Genomic DNA, 24,695 nt, shown 5'->3' with positions numbered 1-24,695 from the left:
AACATTACCAATCATCGAATGAACCTCCACCATCAAAGCCACCGCCGTCCCAGCTACTAGAAGAATCTGAGCCTGAGTCGGACCAAGATGAACCCGAATCGGATGAGTCACTAAACCACCAGCCGCCGTCAGAGGAGTCTCCTCCTCCGCCACCTCTACCTCTGATAATGGCAATAATGACTCCAATGAAATATATTATCGTCAGGAACATAAAGAAATCTTTTATGGGGTCATTTTTTTGTCGGCGACTTGATGAATCGCTTCTATCTCGATTAGATTTTTTCCCACTGATGCTTTCAGAATAACGTTTGATATCAGAGGAGTCGCCATCAGACGAGAAGGTTCCCGTTCCTTTATAAAACTGATTATCCAAACCTTTGGCAATCGCCAGAATCCCCTTACTATAGTCTCCATTTTTAAAGTCCGTACGACTAGCTGCCAATATCTGCTTGGTTTGATAGTCCGTTATTCTAATTGCAGTATTATTACTGGTTTCAATTCTTGATTTACGGTCTTGAACGGCTACTACAATAAGACTTCCAAAATTATCTCCTGAATAGCCAATCTTCCAAGCCCTAGCGGTTTCATTAGCCACCGTTTCAATGCTTTCTCCCTCCAGACTATCTACGATATAGACACCTATTTGAAGCTTTTCTGCCTTTTGACTATTGGCTTCATTCAAATCACGAATCTGAGTAACTACTTCCTCTGTCAAATAATGATTTGGGTCATAAATACCGTAGTCTGGTTTTTCAGGAGCAGTGAATGCTGATAGGAAGAAAAATGCCATCAGTAATCCAAGTAGGCCCACCAAGAATGGATTCTTTAACAATCTATCTTTTTTCATCATAACCTCCCTATATTAGGAAAATTGATTTAGAGAATTATAGCACTTTAAATTTTACAAAGAAAGTACGTTTCCATTACAAATCCGTGACAAGGACTAGGAAAATGATGTTATTTTGATGACAAATTCAGCTCTAGTCTCCTGATGTCATTTCCAAAAAAGAAGGTCCAAGAACCTTCTTCTTTTTATCATTTTATTTTCGTTTTCTTGCGATCAGATGAATCGGTGTTCCTTCAAAGACGAAGGCCTTGCGGATTTGATTTTCCAAGAAACGCAAGTAAGAGAAGTGCATGAGCTCTTCTTCGTTGACAAAAATCACAAAGGTCGGCGGTTTAGTCGCCACTTGAGTCGCATAGAAGATCTTGAGGCGTTTCCCTTTATCAGTCGGTGTTGGGTTGATGGCGATAGCATCCATGATGACATCATTCAAGACTGCTGATGGGATACGAGTGTTTTGACTCTCACTAATTTGCTTGATCATCTGAGGTAGTTTGTGGAGACGTTGCTTGGTCAAAGCAGAAACAAAGATAATCGGTGCGTAAGGCAGATATTGGAACTGCTCACGGATATCTTCTTCCCAGTTTTTCATGGTGTGGTTATCTTTTTCAAGTGTATCCCACTTGTTGACAACGATAATCATCCCTTTACCTGCTTCGTGGGCAAATCCAGCGATACGCTTATCATACTCTCGGATGCCTTCTTCGGCATTGAGGACCATCAAAACTACATCTGAACGATCAATGGCACGCATAGCACGCATAACAGAGTATTTCTCTGTATTTTCATAGACTTTACCAGACTTACGCATACCAGCTGTATCAATCATGGTAAACTCTTGACCATCTTCATCTGTAAAGTGCGTATCGATAGCGTCACGAGTTGTACCAGCTACAGGACTGGCAATTACGCGATCTTCTCCCAAAATAGCATTGATTAAGCTTGATTTTCCAACGTTTGGACGACCAATCAAGCTGAATTTAATGACATCCGGATTTTCTTCTTCGACTTCATGTGGGAGATTTTCCACGATAGCATCCAGTACATCCCCTGTCCCAATACCGTGTACAGACGAGATTGGTAGAGGTTCGCCCAAGCCAAGAGCGTAGAAATCATAGATATCATTTCGCATCTCTGGATTATCAACCTTGTTAACTGCAAGGATAACAGGTTTATGGGTTTTATATAGTTTACGTGCTACGTATTCGTCTGCATCCGTGATTCCTTCTTTACCGGAAACTACAAAGACGATCACGTCAGCCTCTTCCATGGCAATTTCTGCCTGGTGCTTGATTTGTTCCATAAATGGAGCATCAACGTCATCAATCCCTCCTGTATCAATCATACTGAAAGAACGGTTGAGCCATTCACCAGTAGCATAGATACGGTCCCGTGTTACTCCTTCGACATCTTCTACGATTGAGATGCGTTCCCCTGCAATACGGTTAAACAGGGTTGATTTCCCAACATTGGGACGTCCTACGATGGCAACAGTTGGTAAGGCCATGTTTTCTCACTTTCTACAATAACTTCTTCTGTTCAAGATTTTCTCTAGTCGAACTTGGTTCTGGATTACCGAATTGCTCTGCAAGACGTGACTCCAAGTTGTAGTCGCACGCGCACCAGCATACTCTGCTTGTACACGATCATAAGCTTCAATTGCTTCCACTGACAATTCTTGATACTCTTCTTCAAAAACAAGCTGGTCAAGTGGCAATCTTGGTTTCACGTCATGTTTTTGGTTAGGTACACCCAGTGCAATCCCAAAAACAGGATAAGTATAGTCAGGAAGCTTGAACAATTCTGCTAACTCAGCAGATTTATAACGCACCAAACCAATAATCACTCCACCATAGCCTAGGCTTTCTGCCGCAAGCAAGGTATTTTGTCCAGCCAAAGCAGCATCCACAGAAGTAATGAGGAGACCTTCCACACCTTGAGGTTGGAAGGTATCGGTATGGAGACGAGCTCCTTTTTCTGCACGGTTTAAATCACCAACAAAAAGCAAGAATGCTGCAGATTGACGAATAGCTTCCTGAGGAACTAGTTCATAAAGAGCATCTTTCTTCTCTTGACTTCTTACTAAAATCACTGAATAAGATTGGAAATTTTTCCAAGTTGAAGCCATTTGGGCAGCCTTCAAAATCTCATTCAAGTTCTCTTGAGGAATCTCTTGCTCCTTAAATCTGCGCACTGATGAGTGGCTTTGCATTAATTTAATCGTTTCTGTCATCGACGGTTTTCTCCTTCTAATCTTGTCTCCTCTGCTAAATAACGGATACGCTCCATGACACGTCTGGCTTCCCAAGTTTCATCGTTTCCGTTCTTGCCTTTTGCAAAATGTTTTTCCAAATCTTCAAAATTGAAATTGGAAGTGAAAAAGGTTGGTAAATCTTCCTGCATACGATACTGAAGAATGACCTGCAAGATTTCATCACGTACCCAAGGTGTTGATTGCTCAGCACCAATATCATCCAAAATCAAAACTTCAGCTTGCTTAATCTCATCCACCAAAGTCTTAACGTTTCCATCACCGATAGCATTTTTGACATCAATGACAAAGCTAGGATAATGGAGCAGAGTTGATGAAACGCCACGTTTTTCTGATAAATCATGGGCTAGGGCAGCGACCATAAAGCTCTTTCCTACACCAAAGTCTCCATAAAGATAAAGACCTTTTCGATTGCCTGGATAATCATTAACAAATTTAATCATTCTATTTAGAACAGTTAACCGCGCAACGTCATCACGATAAACATCTAAAAAGCTGACATTTTTCAAACTAGATGGCAAATTGATTAAGTTTAGACGTTTCTTAATAGCTGCTTCTTTTTCAGCCGCAATAAGTTCCGGAGTTTCCTCATAGGATACATCTGCGTAACCATGATTCATGACTAGAATAGGCTTATAGCCACGCGCAATATAGTCTGTATCTCCGCGAAGGAACTTATCACGCTCGGTGATGTATTGGTTAAACTTAGAGATACTACGATTCAATTCCTCTTGACTGAGAGATTCCTTCTGGATAAAAGCCGTAACATCAGGATCTTTTACAATTTGCTGGACCAGGTCCTGGTATTGAAAACGGCTGGGCTGACCTTTTAGCACATCTCCTACACTTTCCATCTATTCACCTCCATTATCTAATTTCGCTAACAATTCTAGGGTTTGGCGTTCCATTTCTTCCAATTCCTCAGCTGATGACATGTTTTTATACTCTGGGTTGCTCCATTTAGGGACATTGGTTTTCACTGGAGCAGTCTTAGCTGATTTCTGCGCCTGCCCTTTTTGATTTTTCTCTCGAATCCTAAGTACTGCCTCTTCAGCAGAATGAATCTTGTTATAAGAGTAATCATTGGCCACTTTCATGGCATATTTTTCATTGAGATTGGCCGAATCAACCTTGTTGAAGGTCAATAGTATAACGACATTGATAACTTCATCAAGCAAGCCTAGGTCTGCCATCTGTTTTAGCAAATCACGTTCAGCTTGGATAATTCCAGCATTTCGGGTTTGTTTGATTCCCGCTAAAAATTCTAGGGCCGTTTTACTTTTAGCTTCTCGGATAATGGTCGCTTCTTGAGGACTAAAATCCGACGAAACTGGCTTTTGCGCTAATTTTTCAAGCATGCGCTTGACAGAAACAACTTGTGAAACAGCTGTTCCTTTAGCTAACTGATAGGTTTCAAACCAGGTCCATTTTTTCTCGTCAGCGATTTTAAACAACTCTAAAACATCTGACTGTTCATCTTGGAAACGGAGACCATCTCGAGCCATGAGCTGACGAAAATGATCCAAATCAAAATCATTCTTGAAATTAGTTCTTACTGGCATCTCATCATGACTAGCCAATTCTTCTATCTCTGGAAAGGCCTGACTCAAAGGAACAGTCAAAGGCTCTCCGCCTGCCTGCTCTTGGCGCAAATCAGAAACTGCTGTATCACCAATTTTTTTCTCTAATAAAGTTCGATAAACCGTATGACGCAAGAAATCTGAACTAGAAAGTGTTGGATGAATGGCGATTTCATAGACGCCACCCTTTTGATAGAGGGTAACCAAGTTGAAAGCTGATAAAATTTTAAAAGCTTTTAAGAGTCTGTCCATCCCGAAATTGAGATGATTGAGGATGGCAGCAAAAAGGTGTTCTTTTTGTCCATCATCCCAAAAAGCTAAGGTATAAAGGTAAAGACTCAGCGCATCCTGACCGATAATCGGGAGGTAGCACTGCACCAGGGATATGGGATCTTGCGACACCCGATTATTCTTTAGAAAAGAAAAACGATCATTGGGCTTCATTTATTTTTCCTTTTTCTTCTTTGAAGATTGCGTAATTTGTTTGAGTAGATTTTCTAGCTCGCTCACATCTTTAAAACTACGATAGACACTAGCAAAACGAACGTAGGTGATTTCGTCTAGTTCAGCCAACTCTTCCATAACGAGAGAACCAATATCTTCACTTTGAATTTCATTATCATTGCGACTGAGGAGTTTTTGCTCGATACGATTGACGACCATCCCAATTTCATCACTGGAAACGGGTCGTTTTTGAGCTGAACGAATAATTCCATTAAAGATTTTATCTCTTGAGAATTGTTCTCGAGTTCCATCTTTTTTGACAACTACCAGTGTTCTCTCTTCAACTCGTTCATAGGTTGTGAAACGATGTTGACACTCTTCGCACTCACGTCTTCTTCTGATAGTATTTCCTTCTTCAGCTTGACGACTGTCAATTACACTTGATTTTGTAGCGCCACATTTTGGACAACGCATGCCTTCCCCTCCTTGTCGTTTTCTTCTCATTATACCATTTTTTGAACAATTCCCAAAATAATTTTCTTTTTGGCTTGACAAGTTTTTTGTTTTGTTGTATTATTGAATTAACACAAGAGGAGGTAGAAAGGAGACCGCGATGTCTTGGACATTTGATAACAACAAACCCATCTATATGCAGATTATGGAGAAAATCAAATTACAAATTGTTTCCCATAAACTCGAACCCAACCAACAACTCCCGACTGTTAGAGAACTAGCTAGCGAAGCAGGAGTCAATCCTAACACTATCCAGCGTGCTCTATCTGAATTGGAGAGGGAAGGCTTCGTTTATTCCAAACGAACTTCCGGTCGCTTTGTCACGGAGGATTTGGACTTAATTCTCCAATCCCGAAAGCAACTTTCTGAAGAACAGTTGCAACAGTTTGTAACAGGCATGGTAGAATTTGGCTATAAAAAAGAAGAACTACCGACTGTTTTAAGAGATTATATTGAAGGAGTTTAAACTATGACCCTGTTAACTTTTGAAAATGTGTCAAAATCCTATGGAGCAAGTCCTGCTCTTGCAAATGTTTCCCTTGAAATCCCAGCTGGAAAAATCGTTGGTCTCCTTGGCCCAAACGGCTCTGGTAAGACAACCTTGATTAAACTCATCAACGGTTTACTTCAACCTGAACAAGGGCGTATTCTGATCAATGGCATGGAGCCAAGTCCAGCAACTAAAGCGATTGTTTCTTATTTACCTGATACGACCTATCTCAACGAGCAAATGAAGGTTAAAGAGGCTCTTACCTATTTCAAGACTTTCTACAAAGACTTCAATCTGGAACGCGCTCAAGGTCTTCTTCGTGACCTTGGCATCGATGAAAATAGTCGTTTCAAAAAACTCTCAAAAGGGAACAAAGAAAAGGTTCAGTTGATTCTGGTCATGAGTCGTGATGCTCGTTTGTATATCCTTGATGAACCAATTGGTGGTGTCGATCCCGCAGCGCGTGACTATATCTTGAACACCATCATCAACAACTATTCCCCAACTTCGACTGTCTTGATTTCAACTCACTTGATTTCCGACATCGAACCAATCTTGGATGAGATTATTTTCCTCAAGGATGGAAAAGTCGTCCGTCAAGGAAATGTTGATGATATTCGTTATGAGTCAGGAGAGTCAATAGACCAACTCTTTCGTCATGAATTCAAAGCCTAGATAAAGGAGATTATTATGTTTTGGAATTTAGTTCGTTATGAATTTAAAAATGTTAACAAATGGTATTTAGCCCTTTATGGTGCTGTATTGGCACTTTCTGTCATAATTGGATTACAGGCTAGTGCCATCAAAATGCTATCTTCTCAAGATCAAGAATCAATCATGCTAGTATTTCAGGCCTTTATTTTCGGAGGACTAATCATTACCATGAGTATTTCAACCTTGATATTGATTATCCGTCGCTTCAAGGGTAGTGTTTATGAGCGTCAAGGATACCTAACTTTAACCCTACCTGTATCTGAACACCAAATCATCCTAGCAAAACTCTTGGGGGCTTTCCTCTGGTCTTTGCTTAGTGCTGTAGTTTTCATTCTAAGCATTTATATCTTTTTAGTGACAGTAGACCCACAAATTATTGATGCCTATATGATCAGATACTTTTTTGGCCATTATTTAGATAGTATCGGTTTATCTCTGATTTCATATATTTTTAGTACAGTGGCAGGAATTCTCTGCATCTACTTGTCTATCTCTATCGGTCAACTCTTTAATGAATACCGTACAGCTCTTGCAGTTGTAGCCTACATCGTCATCCAGACTATACTTGGATTTATCACCCTCAATCTTCGCATCGATTTTGACTACAATTGGATGATATCCTTTGAAATTCTCAAGGATTTAATCCTTAGCCTTGTCTTCTATCTTGGAACCTACTATATCTTAAAGAACAAAGTAAACTTACAATAATAAATGAACCCCTAGCAAATAAAAGCTAGGGGCTTATTTTTACCCAAGGAAATCAAAATTCCTTGGTTTTTAACTCAATATTAAATTAGCTACAATCGGACTCACAAATACATAGAGAATACCAGTAACACCGATTGCCAAACCAGCCATAGCTCCCGCAACTGGTCCATAGCGAAAGGCCGCACCAGTTCCAACGGCGTGACCAGTTCCTCCAAGAGCAAGACCAGCAGCTACTGGGTCTTCAATTTTTAGCCATTTCAAGAGCGTTGGTCCAATAACGCTAGTCAAGATGCCAGTTGCTACCACAACTACCAAGGTGATCGTCGCTATCCCTTGTAGCTTATCCGTAATTCCAACTGCCATGGCCGTCGTTACAGACTTTGGGAAAAGCGAAATCGCCAAGAAGAAATCCATACCGAAAAATTTTGCAACTAAAGCTGTAAAAACTGTATTTACAACAACAGCAAGGAAACTACTGAGTAGAATACTTCTAACATGGTGTTTCATGAGGTGAAAACTCTTATAAAGAGGAATTCCTAAAGCTACTGTTGAAGGAACAATCAAGTTATTGAGGTAGACCCCACCTTGATAATAGGCAACATAAGAAATACCAGTCAGTTTTAGAAAAACAATGATAAATAAAGTTGCTAGCAGCAAGGGAGTGGTCAGAGGATGAGGGTACCGTCTAAAGATAATCATGCCTCCAAGATAAGCCAAAATAGACAAGGCTATACCAAAAAGTGGATTGGATACAAATTCGCTCATTTGGCACCTCTTTCTTCGTAATCACCTTCATAACGCTTTTTGATAAACTGAACTACAAGAGCAATCAAAATAATATTGATAACTGCTGCAAAAAAGACAATCAAGACAATGGGCAATAAATAGGGAGCAATCACATCAAATTTCTCCATAATCCCAACTGCAGGAGGCAAAAAGAGGATAGTCATGTTGGCTAGCAGAAAATTCCCAACCATGTTGACATGACGTAGCCGCAGCCACTTAAACTGCAGGGCTAGGAATAAAATTATTAAACCGATAATACTCCCAGGTATGGGAAGATTAAAGAAAGTTGAGATTCCCTCTCCCACTAACGAGATCACCAGTAAAATCATCAGTTGAACATATAGTTTCATCAAATACTCCCTATCGAATTAGACTTTCTGATTACCAGTTTACTCTTTTTTCAGAAAATTTCAAGGAAGCCCTTAAAAATCCTTCCTCTTGCTATCTAGATTAAAAAGTTGTATACTAATTGCGTGCGCAAGCATCTCAGATAGGCAAATCTGTTTATAACTACTATATAGAAAGGAGATTGATATGACATACTTAGAAAAATGGTTTGACTTCAACCGACGACAAGTAGAGCTAGAAGCTCTTTTAGAGCAAACGATTGCTGAGCAGAGTGACCAAAGCCTAACGCTCAAAGAATTCTATCTCTTGCACTTTTTAAATCAGGCTCAAGAAAAATCTTTGAGACAGATTGACCTGCCTGACAAACTCCATCTGAGTCCAAGTGCTGTATCACGAATGGTGGCACGCCTAGAAGCCAAAAACTGTGCTCTACTTAGTCGGAGATGTTGTGACCAGGATAAGCGAGCTAGTTTTATCTGCCTCACTAAGGAGGGTCAGACAACTCTTGCCTATCTACAAAAAGCTGTAGAAGAAAGCCTTGAAACAAAAGCAAGTTGGCTTTCCTAAAATTTTTACAAAAAAACTTGCGTGCGCAATCAATTTTCTTGACATTCCTTTTTCCAAGGAGTAAAATGAAGATATGATTTAGCAAAGGAGAATCCTATGATTGAAATCACTTATCTTGATGCCAGCAAGCAAGAGAGAACCATGACCTTCGAGTCATACGAAGAATTTGAACGTTCTCAACATGCCTGCCTGATTGGTGTCGCAGACTACTACCCTGTCCAAAAAGTAACCTACAAGGGACATGATTTGGACTACCATGGGACTTATGGAGATGTTTTCTTCTATCTCATGAAACAAGATTTAAGCCAATATAATTAAAAAGGAGAAATACTATGGCAAAAGCAATTACAGATGCAACATTCGAACAAGAAACTAAAGACGGATTGGTCTTGGTAGACTTCTGGGCTACTTGGTGTGGTCCATGTCGTATGCAAGGTCCAATCTTGGAAAAATTGTCTGAAGAACTTTCAGAAGATGTCTTGAAGATCGTTAAAATGGACGTTGACGAAAATCCAAACACAGCTCGTGCATTTGGTATCATGTCTATCCCTACTCTTCTCTTCAAGAAAGATGGACAAGTTGTTAAACAAGTGGCAGGTGTCCACACCGCAGAACAAATCAAAGCCATCGTTGCTGAATTGAGTTAATCACAAAACACTCCCACATTTGGTTATGGGAGTGTTTTTTATATATAAAAAACTACCCTCCAAGATGGAGAGTAGGATTTTTTACGATATAGTTGAATTATTCTTCAGTTCCAAGGAAGTTTTTAGCAACAAGAGCTGCAAGAACTCCACCAACGATTGGTGCAAGAATGAAAATCCAAACTTGTTGAAGAGCTGCGCCACCTACCAATACAGCAGGAGCCAAGCTACGAGCTGGGTTTACTGAAAGTCCAGTGATGTTCAATCCAACAAGAATCATAGCCATCAATGACAAACCAATCACCAAACCAGCAATAGCGCCATTCCCTTTGCTTGCTGATGTTACAGTCATGATCACCAAAACAAACAAGAATGTTGCGATGACTTCAAACAAGAAACCACCAAATACAGTTACACCGTTTGCCAAGGCATTTTCACCAAGACTTGCAGTTGACATACCTGAATTTGCCAAGAGGAAGAATACAGAAACAGATGCTAAGAAAGCACCAACTACTTGACCAAGGATGTAGTTTACAAGTTCTGAAGATGACAAACGTTTGTTAACAAACATAGCGATAGAAACAGCTGGGTTCAAGTGAGCACCTGAAACAGTTCCGATTGAGAAAGCTGCGACTACGATTGCCAAACCAAAGGCAAAAGCAATTCCAAGGTGTCCAAGACCTTCAACACCATTTCCAAAAACAACAGCTCCTGTTCCGATGAACACAAGCATAAATGTACCGATTAATTCAGCAACAAATTTTTTCATGTTAAGTCTCCTTTTTTTTCAAACTATCTATTAGTCTATCAGAAGAAGGAAAGGGTTTCAAGAAAAACGCTTGGAAAATATACTCGGAGAATCAGTCACCCCTTTAGAGAGGATTTTTACATTAAAAATAAATTCTCAGATGACTTTATATTCTTTAAACCTAGAATTTTTAATTAAATACAATCAAATATAATATGAAGAAGATGAATAGCAATACCGACTCAGCTATAAGCTCCTCTTTGCAATTACGACCTTCAATACTTTTTTTAACAATTACTACAAATAAAGCAAAAATAACAACTTCCAATAATCCTATCAATAACATCATAGAACCTCATCACTTGCCATTGTCCTACTCGCCCAACTCTGCACTGTAAGCTATAATCTGATCAACCGTATCAGACAAGAACTGAATCGTATCACGAAGTGGTTTATCTGTTGAGATATCTGCTCCGATGATCATTGCTGACTCAAGCGGTGTCTTGCTACCTCCTGATTTGAGGAGTTTGAGCCAATCTTCAGCTCCAGTTTCAGAATTTTTCAGATGCAAGTAACCCGCTGTTGAGATAACCAGACCCGCTGAATAGGTATAACTATACAAGCCCATGTAGTAGTGAGCTTGACGCATCCATGTTAAGGCTGCATCATCATCAATCTCAATAGCATCACCCCAGAATTCTGTCAAGACTTCCTTCATAATGCTGTTAAGTTTGCTTGCTCCGAAGGTTTCTCCTTCTTCAATCAATGTATAAACCTTGCGCTGGAAGGCTGCTTCCAAGAGGTGGGTTATAAAGTTATGGAAGTAGGTGTCTGTCAAACGGTGAGCAAGGGCAAAGCGTTTTTGACGAGGGTCGTCAGACTGGTGTTCCAAATAATCACTTAAAAGTAATTCATTGAAGGTTGATGGCGCTTCGACATAGTAGGTCGACATGTGGGCGTTGAAGTAACTCTGATGGTTATCCGAAAAGATAAATTGACCAGAATGCCCGATTTCATGAATCAAGGTATAAACATCGCTCAAACGACCTGTCCAGCTCATGAGGACATATGGATGCACACGGTAGGGATCAGCTGCATACCCACCTGAATCCTTACCACTATTGGCAGCAAAGTCCACCCAGCGTTCTTCTTGATAGCGAGCAACTTCTTGACAATATTCTTGTCCCAAAGGTTCTACTGACTTCATGACCAAATCATAGGCATCCTCAATGCTAACCTCTGGATTCAGAGCGCTGTCCAAATCCAATTTCCAATCAGCAAAGGTCATCTTTTCAAGACCATTAACCTTAGCAACATGCTTGAGATATCTCTGAGCGACTGGCGCAAAGTCCTTCATGATAAGGTCAATCTGGCGGTCAAACATAGCACGGTCCACTTCTTGCTCAGCTAAAAGATAGTCAAATACTGAGTCATAACCTTTCATATCTGCCAACAATTTTTCAGACTTGACCTGAGCAAGGTAAGCTGCCGCAGCTGTATTTTGGTGCTTACGTAGTCCTTCTGAGAAAGAACGGAAGGATTTTTCACGGACTTCCGCGTCCTCGTGGTTTTGGTAGAAATTCTCATAGGTTACAAAGCTATTTTTGTAGGTTTTTCCATGGGCTTCAAAGTCAGCCATTTCAAAGTCCCCAGCTCGCATTTTAGTATAGATATCCTGCGGACTATAGAAAACTTCACCCAGATTGGTCAAGGCCTTCTCCACATCAGGCCCAAGATAGTGAGCTTTTTTTATTTTTGCTTGACGAATGGCTGCAGTCAAATGTGGCAAGTCACCCAAACGGTCCAAAACTTCCTCATCTGCAGCCACCAAGGCGTCGTCAAAGAAAGTTAAGGCAACACTTGCATCTGTCTCAAAGTCCATCCCAGCTTGGGCGATATTGGCAAAATCCTCGTTACTATAGTCCGTCGTCTGAGGCATAAAGGAGTAATTCCCGATATGACTCATCTGAATATAGATTTGTTCCAATTCTGCAAAGGCCTTTTCAAAATCTTCAAAAGTGTGAAGATTACCCTTGTAGTCACGGCTAAATTGATTGATGTCTTCACGCGCCTTTTCAATCGCACGCAAGAAGTCCTCACGGTCTTGATATAAGGCTGTCAAGTCCCAAAGTTCCTTTTCGGGAAATTCTGAACGGTGTTTTTGTTCCATCTTCTTCCTCTTATTTCTTTAATTCTAGCAAAACACTGATGGCTGATAAGGCATAAAGTGGTGCTGTTTCAGCTCGTAGGATGCGAGGCCCAAGTCCTGCGAGAATCGCTCCTTTAGCTACAAAAGATTCGATTTCTGCAGGTGACAGACCTCCTTCTGGACCAAAGATAAAGAGCAGTTTAGCTCCTTTTTCAAGACCCGATACTGCTTGTATGAGCGCTGCTGATTCGCCTTCTTTGGCCGACTCTTCATAGGCCACTACGATGCGGTCAAACTGGTCAAGTTTGGCTATAAAGTCTGCCTTTTTCTCAAAAAGGGTAATGCTTGGGACAAGATTCCGCTTGCTTTGTTCTGCCGCTCCAAGGGCGATTTTTTCTAGTTTTTCGGCCTTTTTACCCAATTTTTTGCCATCCCATTTGGCGACTGACCAGTCTGCAGGGAAGGCCCATATCTGGCTAGCACCTAATTCAGTTACTTTTTGAGTGATAAACTCCAGCTTATCTCCTTTGGGAAAGCCTGATGCGATGGTCACTTGGACTGGCAGTTCCACATTGTCTGCTAATTCCTCAATCAGCTCCAACTGACGGGCCTCTACATTTACCACACGCGCCAAACGCTTAATGCCATCATCAAAGACCAATGTCACTTCATCGTCTTCTTTCAAACGCATGACCTGAAACATGTGCTTGCTGGTTTCCTTGTCCTCGATGGTGACAGGTGAGCTAGCCAAACCTTTTACAAAATACTGTTGCATGCTAGCCTCCAATCACACCAGATATATCCTTGGTTTTTTTGAAGACACAGGCATTCCACTCTCCTTGGATCATGTGGGTTTCAAGGAAAAATCCAGCTGACTCAGCCGACTCACGCACCATGCCCCACTTGTCCTTGATAATCCCGCTCATGATGAGATAGCCTTCGTCCTTGACCAAACGATAAGCATCATCCGTCAGGTGAATAAGGATATCCGCCAAGATATTAGCCACGATGACGTCTGCCTCGATTTCCACGCCTTTAAGCAAATCTCCTGGGGCTATATGGATGTTTTCCATACCAGGATTGAGCTCAATATTTTCCTGAGCGACACGAACCGCTACGTCATCCAAGTCATAGGCGAAGATTTCCTTGGCACCAAGTAGCGAGCTAGCAATGGAGAGGACGCCTGAACCTGTCCCTACATCTAGCACTGTTTCGCCACCGCGAAGAACCTGCTCCAAGGCAAAGAGACTCATCTTAGTCGTCGGGTGGGTTCCTGTTCCAAATGCCATACCTGGATCCAGCTTGATAATCTTCTCGCCAGCAGTCGCCTCATAGTCTGTCCATGACGGAACGATAGTCAAGTCATGGGTGATACGAGCTGGTTCATAGTATTTCTTCCAATTATCTGCCCAGTCTTCCTCAGCCAAGGCTGTCGTGCCAATCTTAACCTCACCCAGATCCATAAAGTCGGTCAATTCTGCCAGACGAGCCTGCAAATCAGTCTCCACTGCCGCTACATCAACCGTATCAGGATAGTAGGCGGTCACCACAATTTCTTCTTGTTGCTCGACCTCTGGGAAAATCTCACCGAAGCGGTCCACATTTCCCACATAGTCCATGCTGTCTTCAATTGCAACGCCCTGGGCGCCTAGTTCAATCAAGAGATTAGAGACCAGCTCCTCTCCCTCACGCTTCACTGTTACTTTTAACTCTTGCCATGTTTCCATCATTAAGATACCAAGCCCGTCATGCACAAAGCCAAATAGGAAATTCTCTGAAGACGCTTGTGTCTATGAGAAGTTTATCTTTTTGGCACAGTGTTTAGGGCGGGTTCAGTTTAGAAATTTAACCGAACCATCCTTTCTATTCACTTTCTTTTAAATAATCCCTCAATCTCCCCTGTAGCTGAGGCACTGCCTGTTTAGACTTCAAAAACTCCTCAATAGGAATCAGTTTATAGCCCTGCCCTTCATCTCCAAAGGTAATATTGTCAAATTGTTCTTGTCTTAGCTGACCAACCATAAAGACCGATTGCTTGCCTTCAAAGATTACGCTAGGATAAATTTTTCCCCAAAGCAAACAATCTTCATTTAAATGAATTCCCAGTTCTTCATGAACTTCACGCGCTGCGCATTCAAAGGGACTTTCATCCCCTTCACGGCCACCACCTGGCAACTCCCACATATTGGGACAAGGGATATCGTCCTTGTCATCACGTAAGATAGTCAAGACCTTATCCCCACAAATCAAGGCAATCTTGCAACCTTGGAAATCCATTCTGCTATCTAATAATTCCATGATATTTACTCTTTTCTATGATAACAATTACTCTCTAGGAAAATACGAGCTAGCTTTCTTCGATTACTTTTTGGCACTCTGCATCCCAGTACGCCTGCCATCTACCATGTTTTTTAGCAAAATAAACCGTAAACTCATCATTTACATAATCTGCAACATATCGAAGATTAGGCGGATTTTCCTCACCATTTAATATCCAAGGATGGAAGTAAAATGTCCTTTCCCATCTCTTCTGAGTATAGCCGAGATCCTTGGCATACTGAGGGATGGGTTGTTGCATCTCACTTTCCAAATAGGACTGAATGGCATTGTCAATACTATTTAAACGAGCTAATAGTTGTTGGAACTGATCTTCCTCCTCAATTTTGAAATCACCTATGAACTCAAATTCTGCAAAGTCTATAGAAAATTCAAATAATGTGATTTTACCATCCTCAACATAGTGCCCATCTTCATCAACACAACAACGAGTTCCTGACTTCAATACTCGCTCAAAATCTAAATCCGCAAAGCGATTGCGGGGAAGAATATCAACTGACGGCTCAGTTTTAGCTGACCTTCTCCTGAAAAACTGTTTGACTTTTTCTAGCATAGTCTCCCCCTTCTCCTTGAATTCATTATTTAAAAATGTCCACTTAGAATCTTTTCTAGTATCTCGGATAAGGGTAGAATTCTCCCTCTTCCAAGCCTGCTTTTCCTTCTTCAAAGACTTCTTGGTTCCATTCCATGACAAATTCTTCTGCTTCTCGGTCTTCCAAAAAGTCCATGAGAGCATCTAGTCCAACTTCTGCAGTATCTTTGAGGAATAGCGCAAAATAAGCTAAGAATTCACGAGAAAAACCTTTTTTAGGCAGGTAAGGGATGACTGTCAAATAGTCTTCCTCATTAACAGTTGACTTGGCAGGGTTGTAAAAGAGTACCGCTTCCTCAAAAAGGATATCGTCTGATGACACCTCTCCGTCCTCATCCAGCATCTCCACTCCTGCAGGATTTTGCGCTTCTAGCAAAAAACTCACTTCAACTGCATGATTGCGCTTGTCCCAGCTAATCTCATAATCAAAAGGAAAGTTCTTGTCCAACTCTTCCTGTAAAACATCTAAAAATCCGTATGTTGCCATTTTGTCCTCTTTCTATACGACTCTTCAATCGCCCCGAATACTCGGAAATATGCTAAAATAGATACTACCATATTACCACATTAGTATCAGAAAATCCATGTTAGAAAGGACTGCTATGCCAGACAATCTCGCGCTTCGTATGCGCCCCAAAACCATCGACCAGGTCATCGGTCAGGAGCATCTAGTTGGACCTGGCAAGATTATCCGCCGTATGGTGGAAGCCAATCGCCTATCCTCTATGATCCTCTACGGACCTCCAGGCATCGGAAAAACCAGTATCGCTTCAGCCATCGCTGGAACGACCAAGTATGCTTTTCGGACCTTCAATGCGACAGTTGATAGTAAAAAACACCTCCAAGAAATCGCTGAGGAAGCTAAATTCTCAGGTGGCCTTGTACTGCTACTAGACGAGATTCATCGTCTTGACAAGACTAAACAAGACTTCCTCTTGCCTCTCTTGGAAAGTGGACTGGTCATCATGATTGGAGCCACGACTGAAAATCCTTTCTTTTCTGTCACTCCAGCCATTCGTAGCCGTGTTCAGATTTTTGAATTAGAACCCTTATCCAATCAAGACGTCAAAAAGGCCATTCAAATAGCCCTGACAGATCCTGAACGTGGTTTTGATTTCCCTGTTGAATTAGATGATGATGCCCTTGATTTTATCGCGACATCTACCAATGGAGACCTCCGGTCTGCCTTCAATTCACTTGATTTGGCAGTTCTCTCCACTCCAGAAAATGATGACGGTGTCCGCCACATCACGCTCGACATCATGGAAAATAGTCTTCAGAGAAGCTACATCACTATGGACAAGGATGGAGACGGACACTATGATGTTCTATCTGCCCTGCAAAAATCCATCCGTGGATCCGATGTCGATGCTAGTCTCCACTATGCTGCTCGCTTGATAGAAGCAGGTGACCTTCCTAGTCTAGCTCGTCGTTTGACTGTTATTGCTTATGAAGATATTGGCTTAGCCAATCCAGAAGCGCAGATTCATACCGTAACTGCTTTGGATGCTGCGCAAAGAATCGGTTTCCCAGAAGCCCGCATCCTCATTGCCAATGTCGTCATTGATCTGGCACTTTCACCTAAGTCTAACTCAGCCTACGTGGCTATAGATAAGGCCTTGTCTGACCTTAAAACATCGGGGCATCTACCGATTCCACGTCACTTGCGAGATGGACATTATAGCGGTAGCAAGGAACTAGGTAACGCCCAAAATTATCTCTATCCACATAATTATCCTGGTCACTGGGTCAAGCAAGAATACCTACCAGAAAAAATCCGTGACCATCACTACTTTTCTCCAGAAGATAGTGGAAAATACGAACGTGCCCTGGCTCAACGCAAGGAAACCATTGATAAATTACGAAACTTATGAAATCCTTTTCAAAATTTTTAATTTTCCCTTGATTTTTTTTGAAAAAGTGGTATCATATAATCATAGAAACGCTGTGGTGTACGACTTCACATTTAAGTGTTGACCGACTATTTTTTGTATTATTAGGGAAACAAAAGTCTTCTAACAGCATGTAGGCCGTCTCACACGGAAACAGCTTCAGTTAGAGCGAGTTGCCCACCTGCTTAATTGCGCGGGTTCAATACAAACCGTGAAGTTTCGGCACCAATACAGCTTTTTATTTGCCTCCTTAGCTCAGTTGGTAGAGCAGTAGACTCTTAATCTATGGGTCGCAGGTTCGAGCCCTGCAGGGGGCATCTAAATCAACAGGAAAAAGCCTTTATTTATAAGGCTTTTTTGCTTGTCTATAACTGATTTGCCCCATCATTTGCCCCACATTTTTTTTATGAGCAATCTTTCCAGACATCTCTGATTATGAAAAACAAAAAAGCTATCCTACCTTTGCAAATTTGGATAAGATAGCGGAATATTTTAATGCAACTCCAACCCAACTCTTTGGAACGAGTAAAGAGATTGAGTTAGAAAAGAGTGTTCTTGAATCTAATGAATACTCTGATAAAGTAAGTGAAATCTTAAAAGCTGTCAAATACATCGAGCATTTCCTACATACTGATGGACAGTACTTAGAGGATTTACTTTACCTAACAAGAGGCAACCAACTATACACAGAAGATGGAAAAGAGTTGTATATTGATCCAACTTCTCAGAAAAGAACACTTCATACCCAATATGAACCTGGTTTTATTGAAGCAAGAGATAAATCTCCACTAGAGCTCTTAATTGAAAATAAGGAATTGTTTGATAAATAGAAAAAGCGAGGATAACCTCGCTTCAGATTGAAGTTAAAATCTTTAGAAGACACTTTTATAAGGACTTTGTCTTAAATCTGTGAAAAGGAGTGAAAACTCCTTTTCTTTTTGTAAGTCAGACTGAAACTTCCAAATTGTTTATTTATTTTATTGACATTTTCTATAAAAATAAGTACAATAGTTTTATTAACAAACTATACTATACTATATAGGGGGTATTGAAATGAAATTTTCTAATCGTTTACTGCTATTCCTTGCAGGAGTTGTTTTTGTCCTTTTAGGACTTTTCCTATTTACAAACCCAGTAGCTAATCTTGTTGCTTACAGCTGGTGGATTTCATTTGGTTTACTGGTTTCTTCTATAGCAGCTATTTTAGGCTATTTCTCTGCACCAAAAGAGCTTCGCTCACCTGTTTATCTTTTCCAAGGATTTGTTAGTCTTCTCTTAGCTCTTTACCTCGTTGCTTATGGCTTTGTGACCCTGCCGGTCGTCATTCCGACCATTGTAGGAATTTGGTTAATTGTAGAAGCCATTATTGCTTTCTTTAAAGGCAATCGTCTAAGATTGATTTTCCCTATTATTGGTAGCAATATCACGTGGGTAGCCTTGCTTGAATTTTTACTAGGTCTAGTGATTCTGTTCAATCCAGTGGCTACAGGTGTCTTTGTCGTTTATGTCATTGCCTTTTCAGTTTTAGTTACTGGCTTCACCTACATTATTGAGGCCTTTCGTAAATAGTCTAGTTGCTATTTCTATCGCATTCAAAAAAGCTGGGAAATCATATTCTCAGCTTTTTTGTCTCTTTAATTATCACTTTTTCGCATTCCATTCTGCGTAGAAATTTGTTTTTCCATTTTATCCTCCGATTTGAACTCGCACTGACATTTATTTATAACAACACTATATATCTAGTATGGCATAATCATTAGGTATTATAGATTTTCAAACCAAATAGGAAACCTCTATGAGTCATTCGTTATTTTTGCCCCATTTTTAAATTCTGACATTGAAAATACCTAAAAGTATTTCCCTAAAATCAGCTATATTTCAACATTTTTGTTTATTTTCAATATGAAAAGTTCTTACAAATTCATGTCGTTATCCTGAGAATAGTTAGAATAAATTAAAATAAGGTCTTTATCTAACACGAAAGCCACATATGTTTATTTTTCATTAACTTGTGTAATGAAAAATAACTGAAAATCTTTTGCATCTTTCTGAGTCGGAAAGTCAATTATAATATTGTCCAACGCAGTACCAAACCACCTATTTGCCGACCTTTTTCTATTGCTTTTACAGATAGGAGTATTCTTCCCTTAGCCAGCCAACGGTTTATCGACTTCATCCTTGCTAATAAACACCTGCTCTGTTAAGACGGGACACTCTTATCCCAAAAAAGTTCCAAAGTCTCACCTGACTCTGGAACTTTTTGATTTCTACACTTATTGTTTGGCTTCCTGTTTTAATTGTTGCACCTGTTCCTCGTACTGGACAAGCTCCTTGTCTTTTATATTGATAGTCGCTTCTGCTTCAGCAATGCGGCTTCTCAGATCTTGAGTCTTGCTATGGTGATAGCTAATACCAATAACACTACCAGCAATGATTCCGATTACTAGACAAGTAAAAATCACCAAAATCAAGGAAGCAGATAGTTGTGTAAAGACAAGACTGACAGTTACTGTTTGACGATTGAGCAGACCAAAGCAGATCACAATGACTAATAAGATCAAACCGCCAATTAGATAAGCCTTATCTTTCAGTGACAATTCATTAAATTTTTTTAGCATAAGTTCCTTTTCTCCTGACTATGTTGATAGAAAACTACACAACATTTAGATATTAACCGAAGCCATTCTACCAGAAAAATTCGATACTGTCAATAATTATTTGATTAACACTCCGTAACTCTACTTGAGTATTTACACATAATTATTGACAGTATCCCGATTTGAACTCGCACTGACATTTATTTATAACAACACTATATATCTAGTATGGCATAATCATTAGGTATTATAGGTTTTCAAACCAAATGTGAGTCATTCGTTTTTGCCCCACTTTTGCCCCATTTTTAAATCCTGACATTGAAAACACCTAAAAGTATTTCCCTAAAATCAGCTATATTTCAACACTTTTGTTTATTTTCAATATGAAAAGTTCTTACAAATTCATGCAGGGGGCATCTAAACAACAGGAAAAAGCCTTGATTTCAAGGCTTTTTTGATGTCAAATAACTTTTTGTAGCAAATCATTATAAAGGTTTTCCAACCTTATCAAACTTATCATTTATTCTCAATCAATTGCTAGCAATATTTGATAAGACCAACTGTTTTTTACAGTACAGAGCTAGTCTATAATTAACTAAACTATACTAATTTGTGCCCATATTACATGGCCAATCCGCATAGAGATTAAAATGGGCTATTATGAATTCATAAATTTTCGCAACAGAACAAGAGCAAGTCATTTAGAAATAAAAGAGAAGAGAATCTTTCACTCTCTTCTTAGTATATCTTATTAAATTCAGTCTTTCTCAATCTACCTGATTTTCCTTTGCAACGACAAATTCCTTAACCAATCGATAGATAACAGCAGATATCGGTGTAAAGAATATCATCCCAAGTAAGCCAAAGAGATTGCCTCCAATACTAGCAGCCGCAAGCGTGAAAATAGCTGGCAAACCAATAGACTGACCTACAACTCTAGGATAAATAAGGTTTCCTTCAATCAGCTGTATAACTTGATATAGAAGAAGAGAAAGTAAGGCTTGAGTAGGACTCACTGTGAAGATAAAAATCGCTCCCACAACACAAGCAATCATAGGCCCTACATAAGGAATGAACGATAGCACTCCTGCAAAGATACCTGTCATTACTCCATAGGGTATCCCAAACACGCTGTAACCAACCGCTATCATAACTCCTATGATAACTGCTTCAATCAGCTGACTCATCAAAAATTGGTCATAAGTCTCTAGTGCTACTTGTCCAATGTAAGTCAACTTTATCACCACCTTCTCTGGAAGAAAAACTTTTAGAAGTCGACTCGTCATCGCTGCCAAATGTTCCTTACTGGATAAAAATAAAAAGGTGAAGACTATAATCAAAAAGGCATTCATCAAACTTGAAAAAATATTGCCGATATTACTAGTCAGACCTGATAAAAAACCTATCAAAGCTTGGCTAATAGAACTAGACTGTCCCTGTATGCCTGATACGATAGTTGACAACATGTCTTTGGTTACAAATTCCGAGCTGCCTAGCAATTTCCCAAGTTGAGTAAGGACTGTTGAAAGGACTGTTCCCAGCTGACTAATAGTCTGGGCTAGGGTTGGCAGCACCAAAACCAAAAGAGCAATCACGATTAAGATAAGAGCTAGGAAAACAAGTACCATGGCAATCGGACGACGCAACTCTGCCTTTACCTTCAATTTAACTAAGTACTGTTCAATTTTTTTCATGGGAACATTGAGCACAAAAGCAATAACAGCACCATAAATCAAGGTTGATATTACATCAAAGAGAGAGATTGCTCCTGATATAAAGCTCGATGCATTCAGAATTACAAGAGCAACCAGCCCTATAAAAAGTATTAACGGGGTGTATTTTTTTACTAAGTTCATAAATTCTCCTTAATAAACATGTTTAGATACGACTATACTATTTGGTTTTTCAAACTCTCGATTAAGGTAGGTTTGGTAAGTTCCTGGAGCGATAAATCCTTTTGGTGAGAGGATATCTGTTCCAGCTTGACCGACTATGGTATCAGCCAAGAGCACACAGTTTGTAGATAAGACAAAGTAGGATTTAAACTTAGATTTGATAAATTTATAAAGTTCCCCATCTGTCTCATGTCTGATTTTATAAGCGTAGGTGTAGTCTTCCTTACCATCCCCTGTCATGATTTTATCTGCACTTGGCTCCCATGGAATCGTCAGTTGTTTCAATTCAGCCAACTTTTTCTGAACTGCTTTTTCCATTTCAGGCGTCAAATCTATCCCATAACCAAAAAGCGTTTTTTGACTCTCACGTTTACATAGGTCAATGTACTTGTCACGATCACAGAAATATAAGACACCATCTCCTACCATGCCAAATAAGGTCTCAGAAGACGGATCATAGTTGCCATAAGAAATAACACGGCCTTGATAGCAGATATCCACATGACCAATTGCCGAAAACAGAGAGGTCTCAGCTGTATGAACAAAAATTTCAAGCTCCGCTGTCTTACCAGACTTCACTATTCCAAGATGGATATCTTCTTCCTCATCAGCATTTTCCAGCATAAATTTGTTAATTTTTGCTAAAGTTCTTGCAGGGATGAGAGCGGCTAGGACAATAGGTAAGCTCATTCTTACACGACGTTTGAGATGGTTTTTCCCAATTTCCTCCTCAAACAAGAAACCATCACGGATATTGGACAGACCATAAAGGAAAAAATAAGCCCCTAATACAAAGAGTTGAAAGACAGAATTTCCTGTAGAGGACAAAAGACTAGTCCCACCAAGAAAAACTAGTACGAGTCCATCTAGTAAGAGACGAAAACGAGGTCGAATTTTGTTTTTGCGGTAGAGAACATAGGTGACAAGGTTGATACTAGCATGAAAAATCTGATAAATTCCAATCACAAGAGCCAAAATATAAATCGGCACATCCGTCGCAAGATTGGAGCCAAGCAAATATCCCAGCACTAACAATTTAACCAGTGCAACTCCCAAGGTGTCCGTTGACTGACTTTTTTTGAAAATACGTAATACTAAATCTAAGACCGTTGCTATCCAAGCTAAAAACAGAACCAGTCGAATAACCGTCACTGGCAACCAAGTTCCCGTGACCATCAAGATAAGACCTAGCAGAACAAACAAGAAACCCTGAACAAGTAATTTCTTACCTGTCAGACCTAAAGAAAGAATTTTTTCCATAAAAGACCTTTCAAAAATAATAATTAAGCCCTTTGATCAAATTGACTGGTAAATAGCTGACGGCACAAACAGCCTGTGCCAGCAAGACATGGCGACTGACTGTAGCAATGTCACCATCTTGTCTTTTGCACTTCTGAAATTTGTTTTATTGAGTCGAAATCAGAGCTTTTAAAAACTAGCTAAACTTGAGAGATAAGTACAATTGAGACGAAAAAATGTCTAACCAATACTACTTGTAAAGGTAAGAAAATATTATTTCTATTCTATTAATGATTTATATACTATCTATTATGACACAATACTCACTATAGTTCAACTTTTTACCTATTTAAAACCATAAAGCCTACATAACTCTTTGAAGAGAACAAAAATCTGAATGTAATAAGATAGTACCCATTACCCATATTATAATTAGATTATGAATTGAAGCTTTTTGGAACTAAAATTAGGAATAATTGAGAAAGTAGGGAGGGAAATTTTGCTTTTACCCCATTTTGAAATAATTTCATTTTAGATTTTTCTAAGTTTCTTTCAAAGAGCCTGCAGGGGGCATCTAAACAACAGGAAAAAGCCTTGATTTACAAGGCTTTTTTGTTTTTCTAAAAGATTTTCTCTAGATATTTAGCAGAATCCCAAGATAGTTTCTCAATGTTCCACTTCTTCCTTAAATCGTACTTTTCCTTGGCTGTATAATCTCATAATCTTCACAAAGCGAACTGGATTGTTTTGGTTATACAAAAGAAATACTGAAAAGAATAACATACCAGCAAACCACAAACCATAGCCTTCATTAATTGGTTGACCAAATTTTAGAGGAAGAGTCAAGAAATACAAAAAATAAAAGATGGACACTATATTTACTGCAAAGCGGGCAAATCGAAAAGGTAAAGCAGACAGTTGTCTAGGATCAAACTGGTTTTTCACAAACAAATTATGTGATGCGGCATAGTAAAAGGCTTTCTCTGTCGTCGGCTGTGCTTTGCGAACATTTTTATAGAGTGCTCGTTCAAGTAAAGTAACCAACGAGAAAAACTGCATCAACCAAAATAGAAAAATACAAGCTAGACTAAACCAGTTATAGACACCAATAAACTTGAGGGAAAAGAAGCCCGAAATTGCAGGCCCACCTGCTAGTAAGAGAATTACCAAATCAGGAATAAAGGCATTCGTTTCACCAGCTTTTTCAGTATTGAGCAACCTACTCTTTGGAGCAGCTAAAGCCTCTCCTGTCTTTTGGTCATAATAAACAGCTTGACCGTCACATTCGCCGATAAAGACACGACGGCGTCCGAGAAAAAACATATTGACCTCTTTC

At 39.8% G+C, this 24,695-nt stretch carries 27 protein-coding genes, 1 tRNA gene and 1 pseudogene; 10 read left to right on the top strand and 19 right to left on the bottom strand.

Annotation, left to right across the window (positions count from 1 at the left end):
* Nucleotides 1–4 precede the first annotated feature (4 nt).
* The 6 genes and pseudogenes from QM847_RS06250 to nrdR form a co-directional block, all read right to left on the bottom strand.
* Nucleotides 5–847 carry a TPM domain-containing protein gene (locus QM847_RS06250; protein ID WP_414354585.1) on the bottom strand — a complete coding sequence of 281 codons (843 nt, stop codon included), beginning with the start codon at nt 845–847 and terminating at the stop codon, nt 5–7.
* 193 nt (nt 848–1,040) lie between these two features.
* Nucleotides 1,041–2,351: a ribosome biogenesis GTPase Der gene (der, locus tag QM847_RS06245; protein WP_075565809.1), complete on the bottom strand. Its 1,311-nt coding sequence runs from the start codon at nt 2,349–2,351 to the stop codon at nt 1,041–1,043.
* Between the two features lie 13 nt (nt 2,352–2,364).
* Nucleotides 2,365–3,077 (bottom strand): annotated as a pseudogene (locus QM847_RS06240) (NADPH-dependent oxidoreductase).
* Nucleotides 3,074–3,970 (bottom strand): primosomal protein DnaI, encoded by an 897-nt coding sequence (gene dnaI, locus QM847_RS06235; protein ID WP_414354583.1) that lies wholly within the window; start codon nt 3,968–3,970, stop codon nt 3,074–3,076. Before dnaI ends, QM847_RS06240 begins: the two are co-directional and overlap by 4 nt.
* The gene (locus QM847_RS06230) at nt 3,971–5,140 is read right to left on the bottom strand and encodes a DNA helicase (protein WP_414354581.1); all 1,170 of its coding nucleotides are present in this window, start codon (nt 5,138–5,140) and stop codon (nt 3,971–3,973) included.
* Complete coding sequence (gene nrdR, locus QM847_RS06225; protein ID WP_004250782.1) at nt 5,141–5,614, bottom strand: transcriptional regulator NrdR; 474 nt, start codon at nt 5,612–5,614, stop codon at nt 5,141–5,143.
* A gap of 139 nt (nt 5,615–5,753) precedes the next feature.
* Between nrdR and QM847_RS06220 the strand changes: the two genes are divergently transcribed.
* The 3 genes from QM847_RS06220 to QM847_RS06210 are packed head-to-tail and all read left to right on the top strand — an operon-like array spanning nt 5,754 to nt 7,565.
* Nucleotides 5,754–6,119, top strand: a complete 366-nt coding sequence (locus tag QM847_RS06220) for a GntR family transcriptional regulator (RefSeq protein ID WP_075565800.1) — start codon at nt 5,754–5,756, stop codon at nt 6,117–6,119.
* A gap of 3 nt (nt 6,120–6,122) precedes the next feature.
* The gene (locus tag QM847_RS06215) at nt 6,123–6,818 is read left to right on the top strand and encodes an ABC transporter ATP-binding protein (RefSeq protein ID WP_414354578.1); all 696 of its coding nucleotides are present in this window, start codon (nt 6,123–6,125) and stop codon (nt 6,816–6,818) included.
* A gap of 15 nt (nt 6,819–6,833) precedes the next feature.
* Nucleotides 6,834–7,565: a hypothetical protein gene (locus tag QM847_RS06210; protein WP_414354576.1), complete on the top strand. Its 732-nt coding sequence runs from the start codon at nt 6,834–6,836 to the stop codon at nt 7,563–7,565.
* A gap of 69 nt (nt 7,566–7,634) precedes the next feature.
* On the opposite strand, the gene QM847_RS06205 is transcribed toward QM847_RS06210, so the two are convergent.
* Both QM847_RS06205 and QM847_RS06200 read right to left on the bottom strand, forming a co-directional pair.
* The gene (locus QM847_RS06205; protein ID WP_414354574.1) at nt 7,635–8,330 is read right to left on the bottom strand and encodes an LrgB family protein; all 696 of its coding nucleotides are present in this window, start codon (nt 8,328–8,330) and stop codon (nt 7,635–7,637) included.
* Entirely contained in the window at nt 8,327–8,701 is a 375-nt protein-coding gene (locus QM847_RS06200; RefSeq protein WP_414354573.1) for a CidA/LrgA family protein, read from the bottom strand. Before QM847_RS06200 ends, QM847_RS06205 begins: the two co-directional genes overlap by 4 nt.
* 184 nt (nt 8,702–8,885) lie before the next feature.
* Between QM847_RS06200 and QM847_RS06195 the strand changes: the two genes are divergently transcribed.
* From QM847_RS06195 to trxA, 3 genes are all read left to right on the top strand, one after another.
* The gene (locus QM847_RS06195; RefSeq protein ID WP_006149405.1) at nt 8,886–9,266 is read left to right on the top strand and encodes a MarR family winged helix-turn-helix transcriptional regulator; all 381 of its coding nucleotides are present in this window, start codon (nt 8,886–8,888) and stop codon (nt 9,264–9,266) included.
* A 96-nt stretch (nt 9,267–9,362) separates the two neighbouring features.
* Nucleotides 9,363–9,584 (top strand): DUF4649 family protein, encoded by a 222-nt coding sequence (locus tag QM847_RS06190; protein ID WP_004250771.1) that lies wholly within the window; start codon nt 9,363–9,365, stop codon nt 9,582–9,584.
* 14 nt (nt 9,585–9,598) lie between these two features.
* Nucleotides 9,599–9,913, top strand: coding sequence for a thioredoxin (gene trxA / locus QM847_RS06185; RefSeq protein WP_125827523.1), 315 nt, complete (start codon nt 9,599–9,601; stop codon nt 9,911–9,913).
* Nucleotides 9,914–10,010: 97 nt separating this feature from the next.
* Here trxA and QM847_RS06180 read toward each other — a convergent pair whose 3' ends face one another.
* From QM847_RS06180 to QM847_RS06150, 7 genes are all read right to left on the bottom strand, one after another.
* A complete protein-coding gene (locus QM847_RS06180; protein ID WP_269798015.1) occupies nt 10,011–10,679 on the bottom strand; it encodes an MIP/aquaporin family protein in 669 nt (222 codons plus the stop codon).
* A gap of 352 nt (nt 10,680–11,031) precedes the next feature.
* On the bottom strand, nt 11,032–12,828 hold the full coding sequence (gene pepF / locus QM847_RS06175; RefSeq protein ID WP_269798014.1) for an oligoendopeptidase F: 1,797 nt from the start codon (nt 12,826–12,828) through the stop codon (nt 11,032–11,034).
* A 10-nt stretch (nt 12,829–12,838) separates the two neighbouring features.
* Nucleotides 12,839–13,582, bottom strand: a complete 744-nt coding sequence (locus QM847_RS06170; RefSeq protein WP_269798013.1) for a 16S rRNA (uracil(1498)-N(3))-methyltransferase — start codon at nt 13,580–13,582, stop codon at nt 12,839–12,841.
* A gap of 1 nt (nt 13,583) precedes the next feature.
* The gene (gene prmA, locus QM847_RS06165; protein ID WP_269798060.1) at nt 13,584–14,534 is read right to left on the bottom strand and encodes a 50S ribosomal protein L11 methyltransferase; all 951 of its coding nucleotides are present in this window, start codon (nt 14,532–14,534) and stop codon (nt 13,584–13,586) included.
* 136 nt (nt 14,535–14,670) lie between these two features.
* A complete protein-coding gene (locus QM847_RS06160) occupies nt 14,671–15,105 on the bottom strand; it encodes an NUDIX hydrolase (protein ID WP_269798012.1) in 435 nt (144 codons plus the stop codon).
* Between the two features lie 49 nt (nt 15,106–15,154).
* On the bottom strand, nt 15,155–15,697 hold the full coding sequence (locus tag QM847_RS06155; RefSeq protein ID WP_414354570.1) for a hypothetical protein: 543 nt from the start codon (nt 15,695–15,697) through the stop codon (nt 15,155–15,157).
* 55 nt (nt 15,698–15,752) lie between these two features.
* Nucleotides 15,753–16,223 carry a DUF3013 family protein gene (locus QM847_RS06150; RefSeq protein WP_414354568.1) on the bottom strand — a complete coding sequence of 157 codons (471 nt, stop codon included), beginning with the start codon at nt 16,221–16,223 and terminating at the stop codon, nt 15,753–15,755.
* A 115-nt stretch (nt 16,224–16,338) separates the two neighbouring features.
* On the opposite strand from QM847_RS06150, the gene QM847_RS06145 reads away from it, so the two are divergent.
* The 4 genes from QM847_RS06145 (at nt 16,339) to QM847_RS06130 (ending at nt 19,197) form a co-directional block, all read left to right on the top strand.
* Nucleotides 16,339–17,610, top strand: coding sequence for a replication-associated recombination protein A (locus QM847_RS06145; RefSeq protein ID WP_414354566.1), 1,272 nt, complete (start codon nt 16,339–16,341; stop codon nt 17,608–17,610).
* Between the two features lie 262 nt (nt 17,611–17,872).
* A tRNA-Lys gene (locus QM847_RS06140) sits at nt 17,873–17,945 on the top strand.
* Nucleotides 17,946–18,041: 96 nt separating this feature from the next.
* Nucleotides 18,042–18,458, top strand: a complete 417-nt coding sequence (locus tag QM847_RS06135; protein WP_235084148.1) for a helix-turn-helix domain-containing protein — start codon at nt 18,042–18,044, stop codon at nt 18,456–18,458.
* A 223-nt stretch (nt 18,459–18,681) separates the two neighbouring features.
* Nucleotides 18,682–19,197 (top strand): HdeD family acid-resistance protein, encoded by a 516-nt coding sequence (locus QM847_RS06130; protein WP_006150850.1) that lies wholly within the window; start codon nt 18,682–18,684, stop codon nt 19,195–19,197.
* 704 nt (nt 19,198–19,901) lie between these two features.
* On the opposite strand, the gene QM847_RS06125 is transcribed toward QM847_RS06130, so the two are convergent.
* The 4 genes from QM847_RS06125 to QM847_RS06110 form a co-directional block, all read right to left on the bottom strand.
* Entirely contained in the window at nt 19,902–20,246 is a 345-nt protein-coding gene (locus QM847_RS06125; protein WP_004250751.1) for a lipopolysaccharide assembly protein LapA domain-containing protein, read from the bottom strand.
* Between the two features lie 746 nt (nt 20,247–20,992).
* Nucleotides 20,993–22,081 carry an AI-2E family transporter gene (locus QM847_RS06120; RefSeq protein WP_036758387.1) on the bottom strand — a complete coding sequence of 363 codons (1,089 nt, stop codon included), beginning with the start codon at nt 22,079–22,081 and terminating at the stop codon, nt 20,993–20,995.
* A gap of 9 nt (nt 22,082–22,090) precedes the next feature.
* The gene (locus QM847_RS06115) at nt 22,091–23,380 is read right to left on the bottom strand and encodes a DUF308 domain-containing protein (RefSeq protein WP_414354564.1); all 1,290 of its coding nucleotides are present in this window, start codon (nt 23,378–23,380) and stop codon (nt 22,091–22,093) included.
* Nucleotides 23,381–24,025: 645 nt separating this feature from the next.
* A complete protein-coding gene (locus QM847_RS06110) occupies nt 24,026–24,682 on the bottom strand; it encodes a hypothetical protein (RefSeq protein ID WP_414354562.1) in 657 nt (218 codons plus the stop codon).
* Between the last annotated feature and the right edge of the window lie 13 nt (nt 24,683–24,695).

The organism is Streptococcus timonensis, assembly GCF_047463455.1.
GTDB lineage: Bacteria > Bacillota > Bacilli > Lactobacillales > Streptococcaceae > Streptococcus > Streptococcus timonensis_B.
The sequence above is the reverse complement of the archived record's forward strand: the minus strand, read 5'-3'. Positions and strand labels throughout refer to the sequence as shown.

Coding starts and splice junctions, on each gene's coding strand:
- QM847_RS06145 (WP_414354566.1), top strand. CDS start 16,339: ATGCCAGACAATCTCGCGCTTCGTATGCGCCCCAAAACCATCGACCAG.
- dnaI (WP_414354583.1), bottom strand. CDS start 3,970: ATGGAAAGTGTAGGAGATGTGCTAAAAGGTCAGCCCAGCCGTTTTCAA.
- QM847_RS06250 (WP_414354585.1), bottom strand. CDS start 847: ATGAAAAAAGATAGATTGTTAAAGAATCCATTCTTGGTGGGCCTACTT.
- QM847_RS06180 (WP_269798015.1), bottom strand. CDS start 10,679: ATGAAAAAATTTGTTGCTGAATTAATCGGTACATTTATGCTTGTGTTC.
- QM847_RS06160 (WP_269798012.1), bottom strand. CDS start 15,105: ATGGAATTATTAGATAGCAGAATGGATTTCCAAGGTTGCAAGATTGCC.
- QM847_RS06215 (WP_414354578.1), top strand. CDS start 6,123: ATGACCCTGTTAACTTTTGAAAATGTGTCAAAATCCTATGGAGCAAGT.
- QM847_RS06195 (WP_006149405.1), top strand. CDS start 8,886: ATGACATACTTAGAAAAATGGTTTGACTTCAACCGACGACAAGTAGAG.
- QM847_RS06115 (WP_414354564.1), bottom strand. CDS start 23,380: ATGGAAAAAATTCTTTCTTTAGGTCTGACAGGTAAGAAATTACTTGTT.
- pepF (WP_269798014.1), bottom strand. CDS start 12,828: ATGGAACAAAAACACCGTTCAGAATTTCCCGAAAAGGAACTTTGGGAC.
- QM847_RS06205 (WP_414354574.1), bottom strand. CDS start 8,330: ATGAGCGAATTTGTATCCAATCCACTTTTTGGTATAGCCTTGTCTATT.
- QM847_RS06170 (WP_269798013.1), bottom strand. CDS start 13,582: ATGCAACAGTATTTTGTAAAAGGTTTGGCTAGCTCACCTGTCACCATC.
- QM847_RS06125 (WP_004250751.1), bottom strand. CDS start 20,246: ATGCTAAAAAAATTTAATGAATTGTCACTGAAAGATAAGGCTTATCTA.
- QM847_RS06150 (WP_414354568.1), bottom strand. CDS start 16,223: ATGGCAACATACGGATTTTTAGATGTTTTACAGGAAGAGTTGGACAAG.
- trxA (WP_125827523.1), top strand. CDS start 9,599: ATGGCAAAAGCAATTACAGATGCAACATTCGAACAAGAAACTAAAGAC.
- QM847_RS06110 (WP_414354562.1), bottom strand. CDS start 24,682: ATGTTTTTTCTCGGACGCCGTCGTGTCTTTATCGGCGAATGTGACGGT.
- QM847_RS06155 (WP_414354570.1), bottom strand. CDS start 15,697: ATGCTAGAAAAAGTCAAACAGTTTTTCAGGAGAAGGTCAGCTAAAACT.
- QM847_RS06230 (WP_414354581.1), bottom strand. CDS start 5,140: ATGAAGCCCAATGATCGTTTTTCTTTTCTAAAGAATAATCGGGTGTCG.
- QM847_RS06200 (WP_414354573.1), bottom strand. CDS start 8,701: ATGAAACTATATGTTCAACTGATGATTTTACTGGTGATCTCGTTAGTG.
- QM847_RS06130 (WP_006150850.1), top strand. CDS start 18,682: ATGAAATTTTCTAATCGTTTACTGCTATTCCTTGCAGGAGTTGTTTTT.
- QM847_RS06210 (WP_414354576.1), top strand. CDS start 6,834: ATGTTTTGGAATTTAGTTCGTTATGAATTTAAAAATGTTAACAAATGG.
- der (WP_075565809.1), bottom strand. CDS start 2,351: ATGGCCTTACCAACTGTTGCCATCGTAGGACGTCCCAATGTTGGGAAA.
- prmA (WP_269798060.1), bottom strand. CDS start 14,534: ATGGAAACATGGCAAGAGTTAAAAGTAACAGTGAAGCGTGAGGGAGAG.
- nrdR (WP_004250782.1), bottom strand. CDS start 5,614: ATGCGTTGTCCAAAATGTGGCGCTACAAAATCAAGTGTAATTGACAGT.
- QM847_RS06190 (WP_004250771.1), top strand. CDS start 9,363: ATGATTGAAATCACTTATCTTGATGCCAGCAAGCAAGAGAGAACCATG.
- QM847_RS06120 (WP_036758387.1), bottom strand. CDS start 22,081: ATGAACTTAGTAAAAAAATACACCCCGTTAATACTTTTTATAGGGCTG.
- QM847_RS06220 (WP_075565800.1), top strand. CDS start 5,754: ATGTCTTGGACATTTGATAACAACAAACCCATCTATATGCAGATTATG.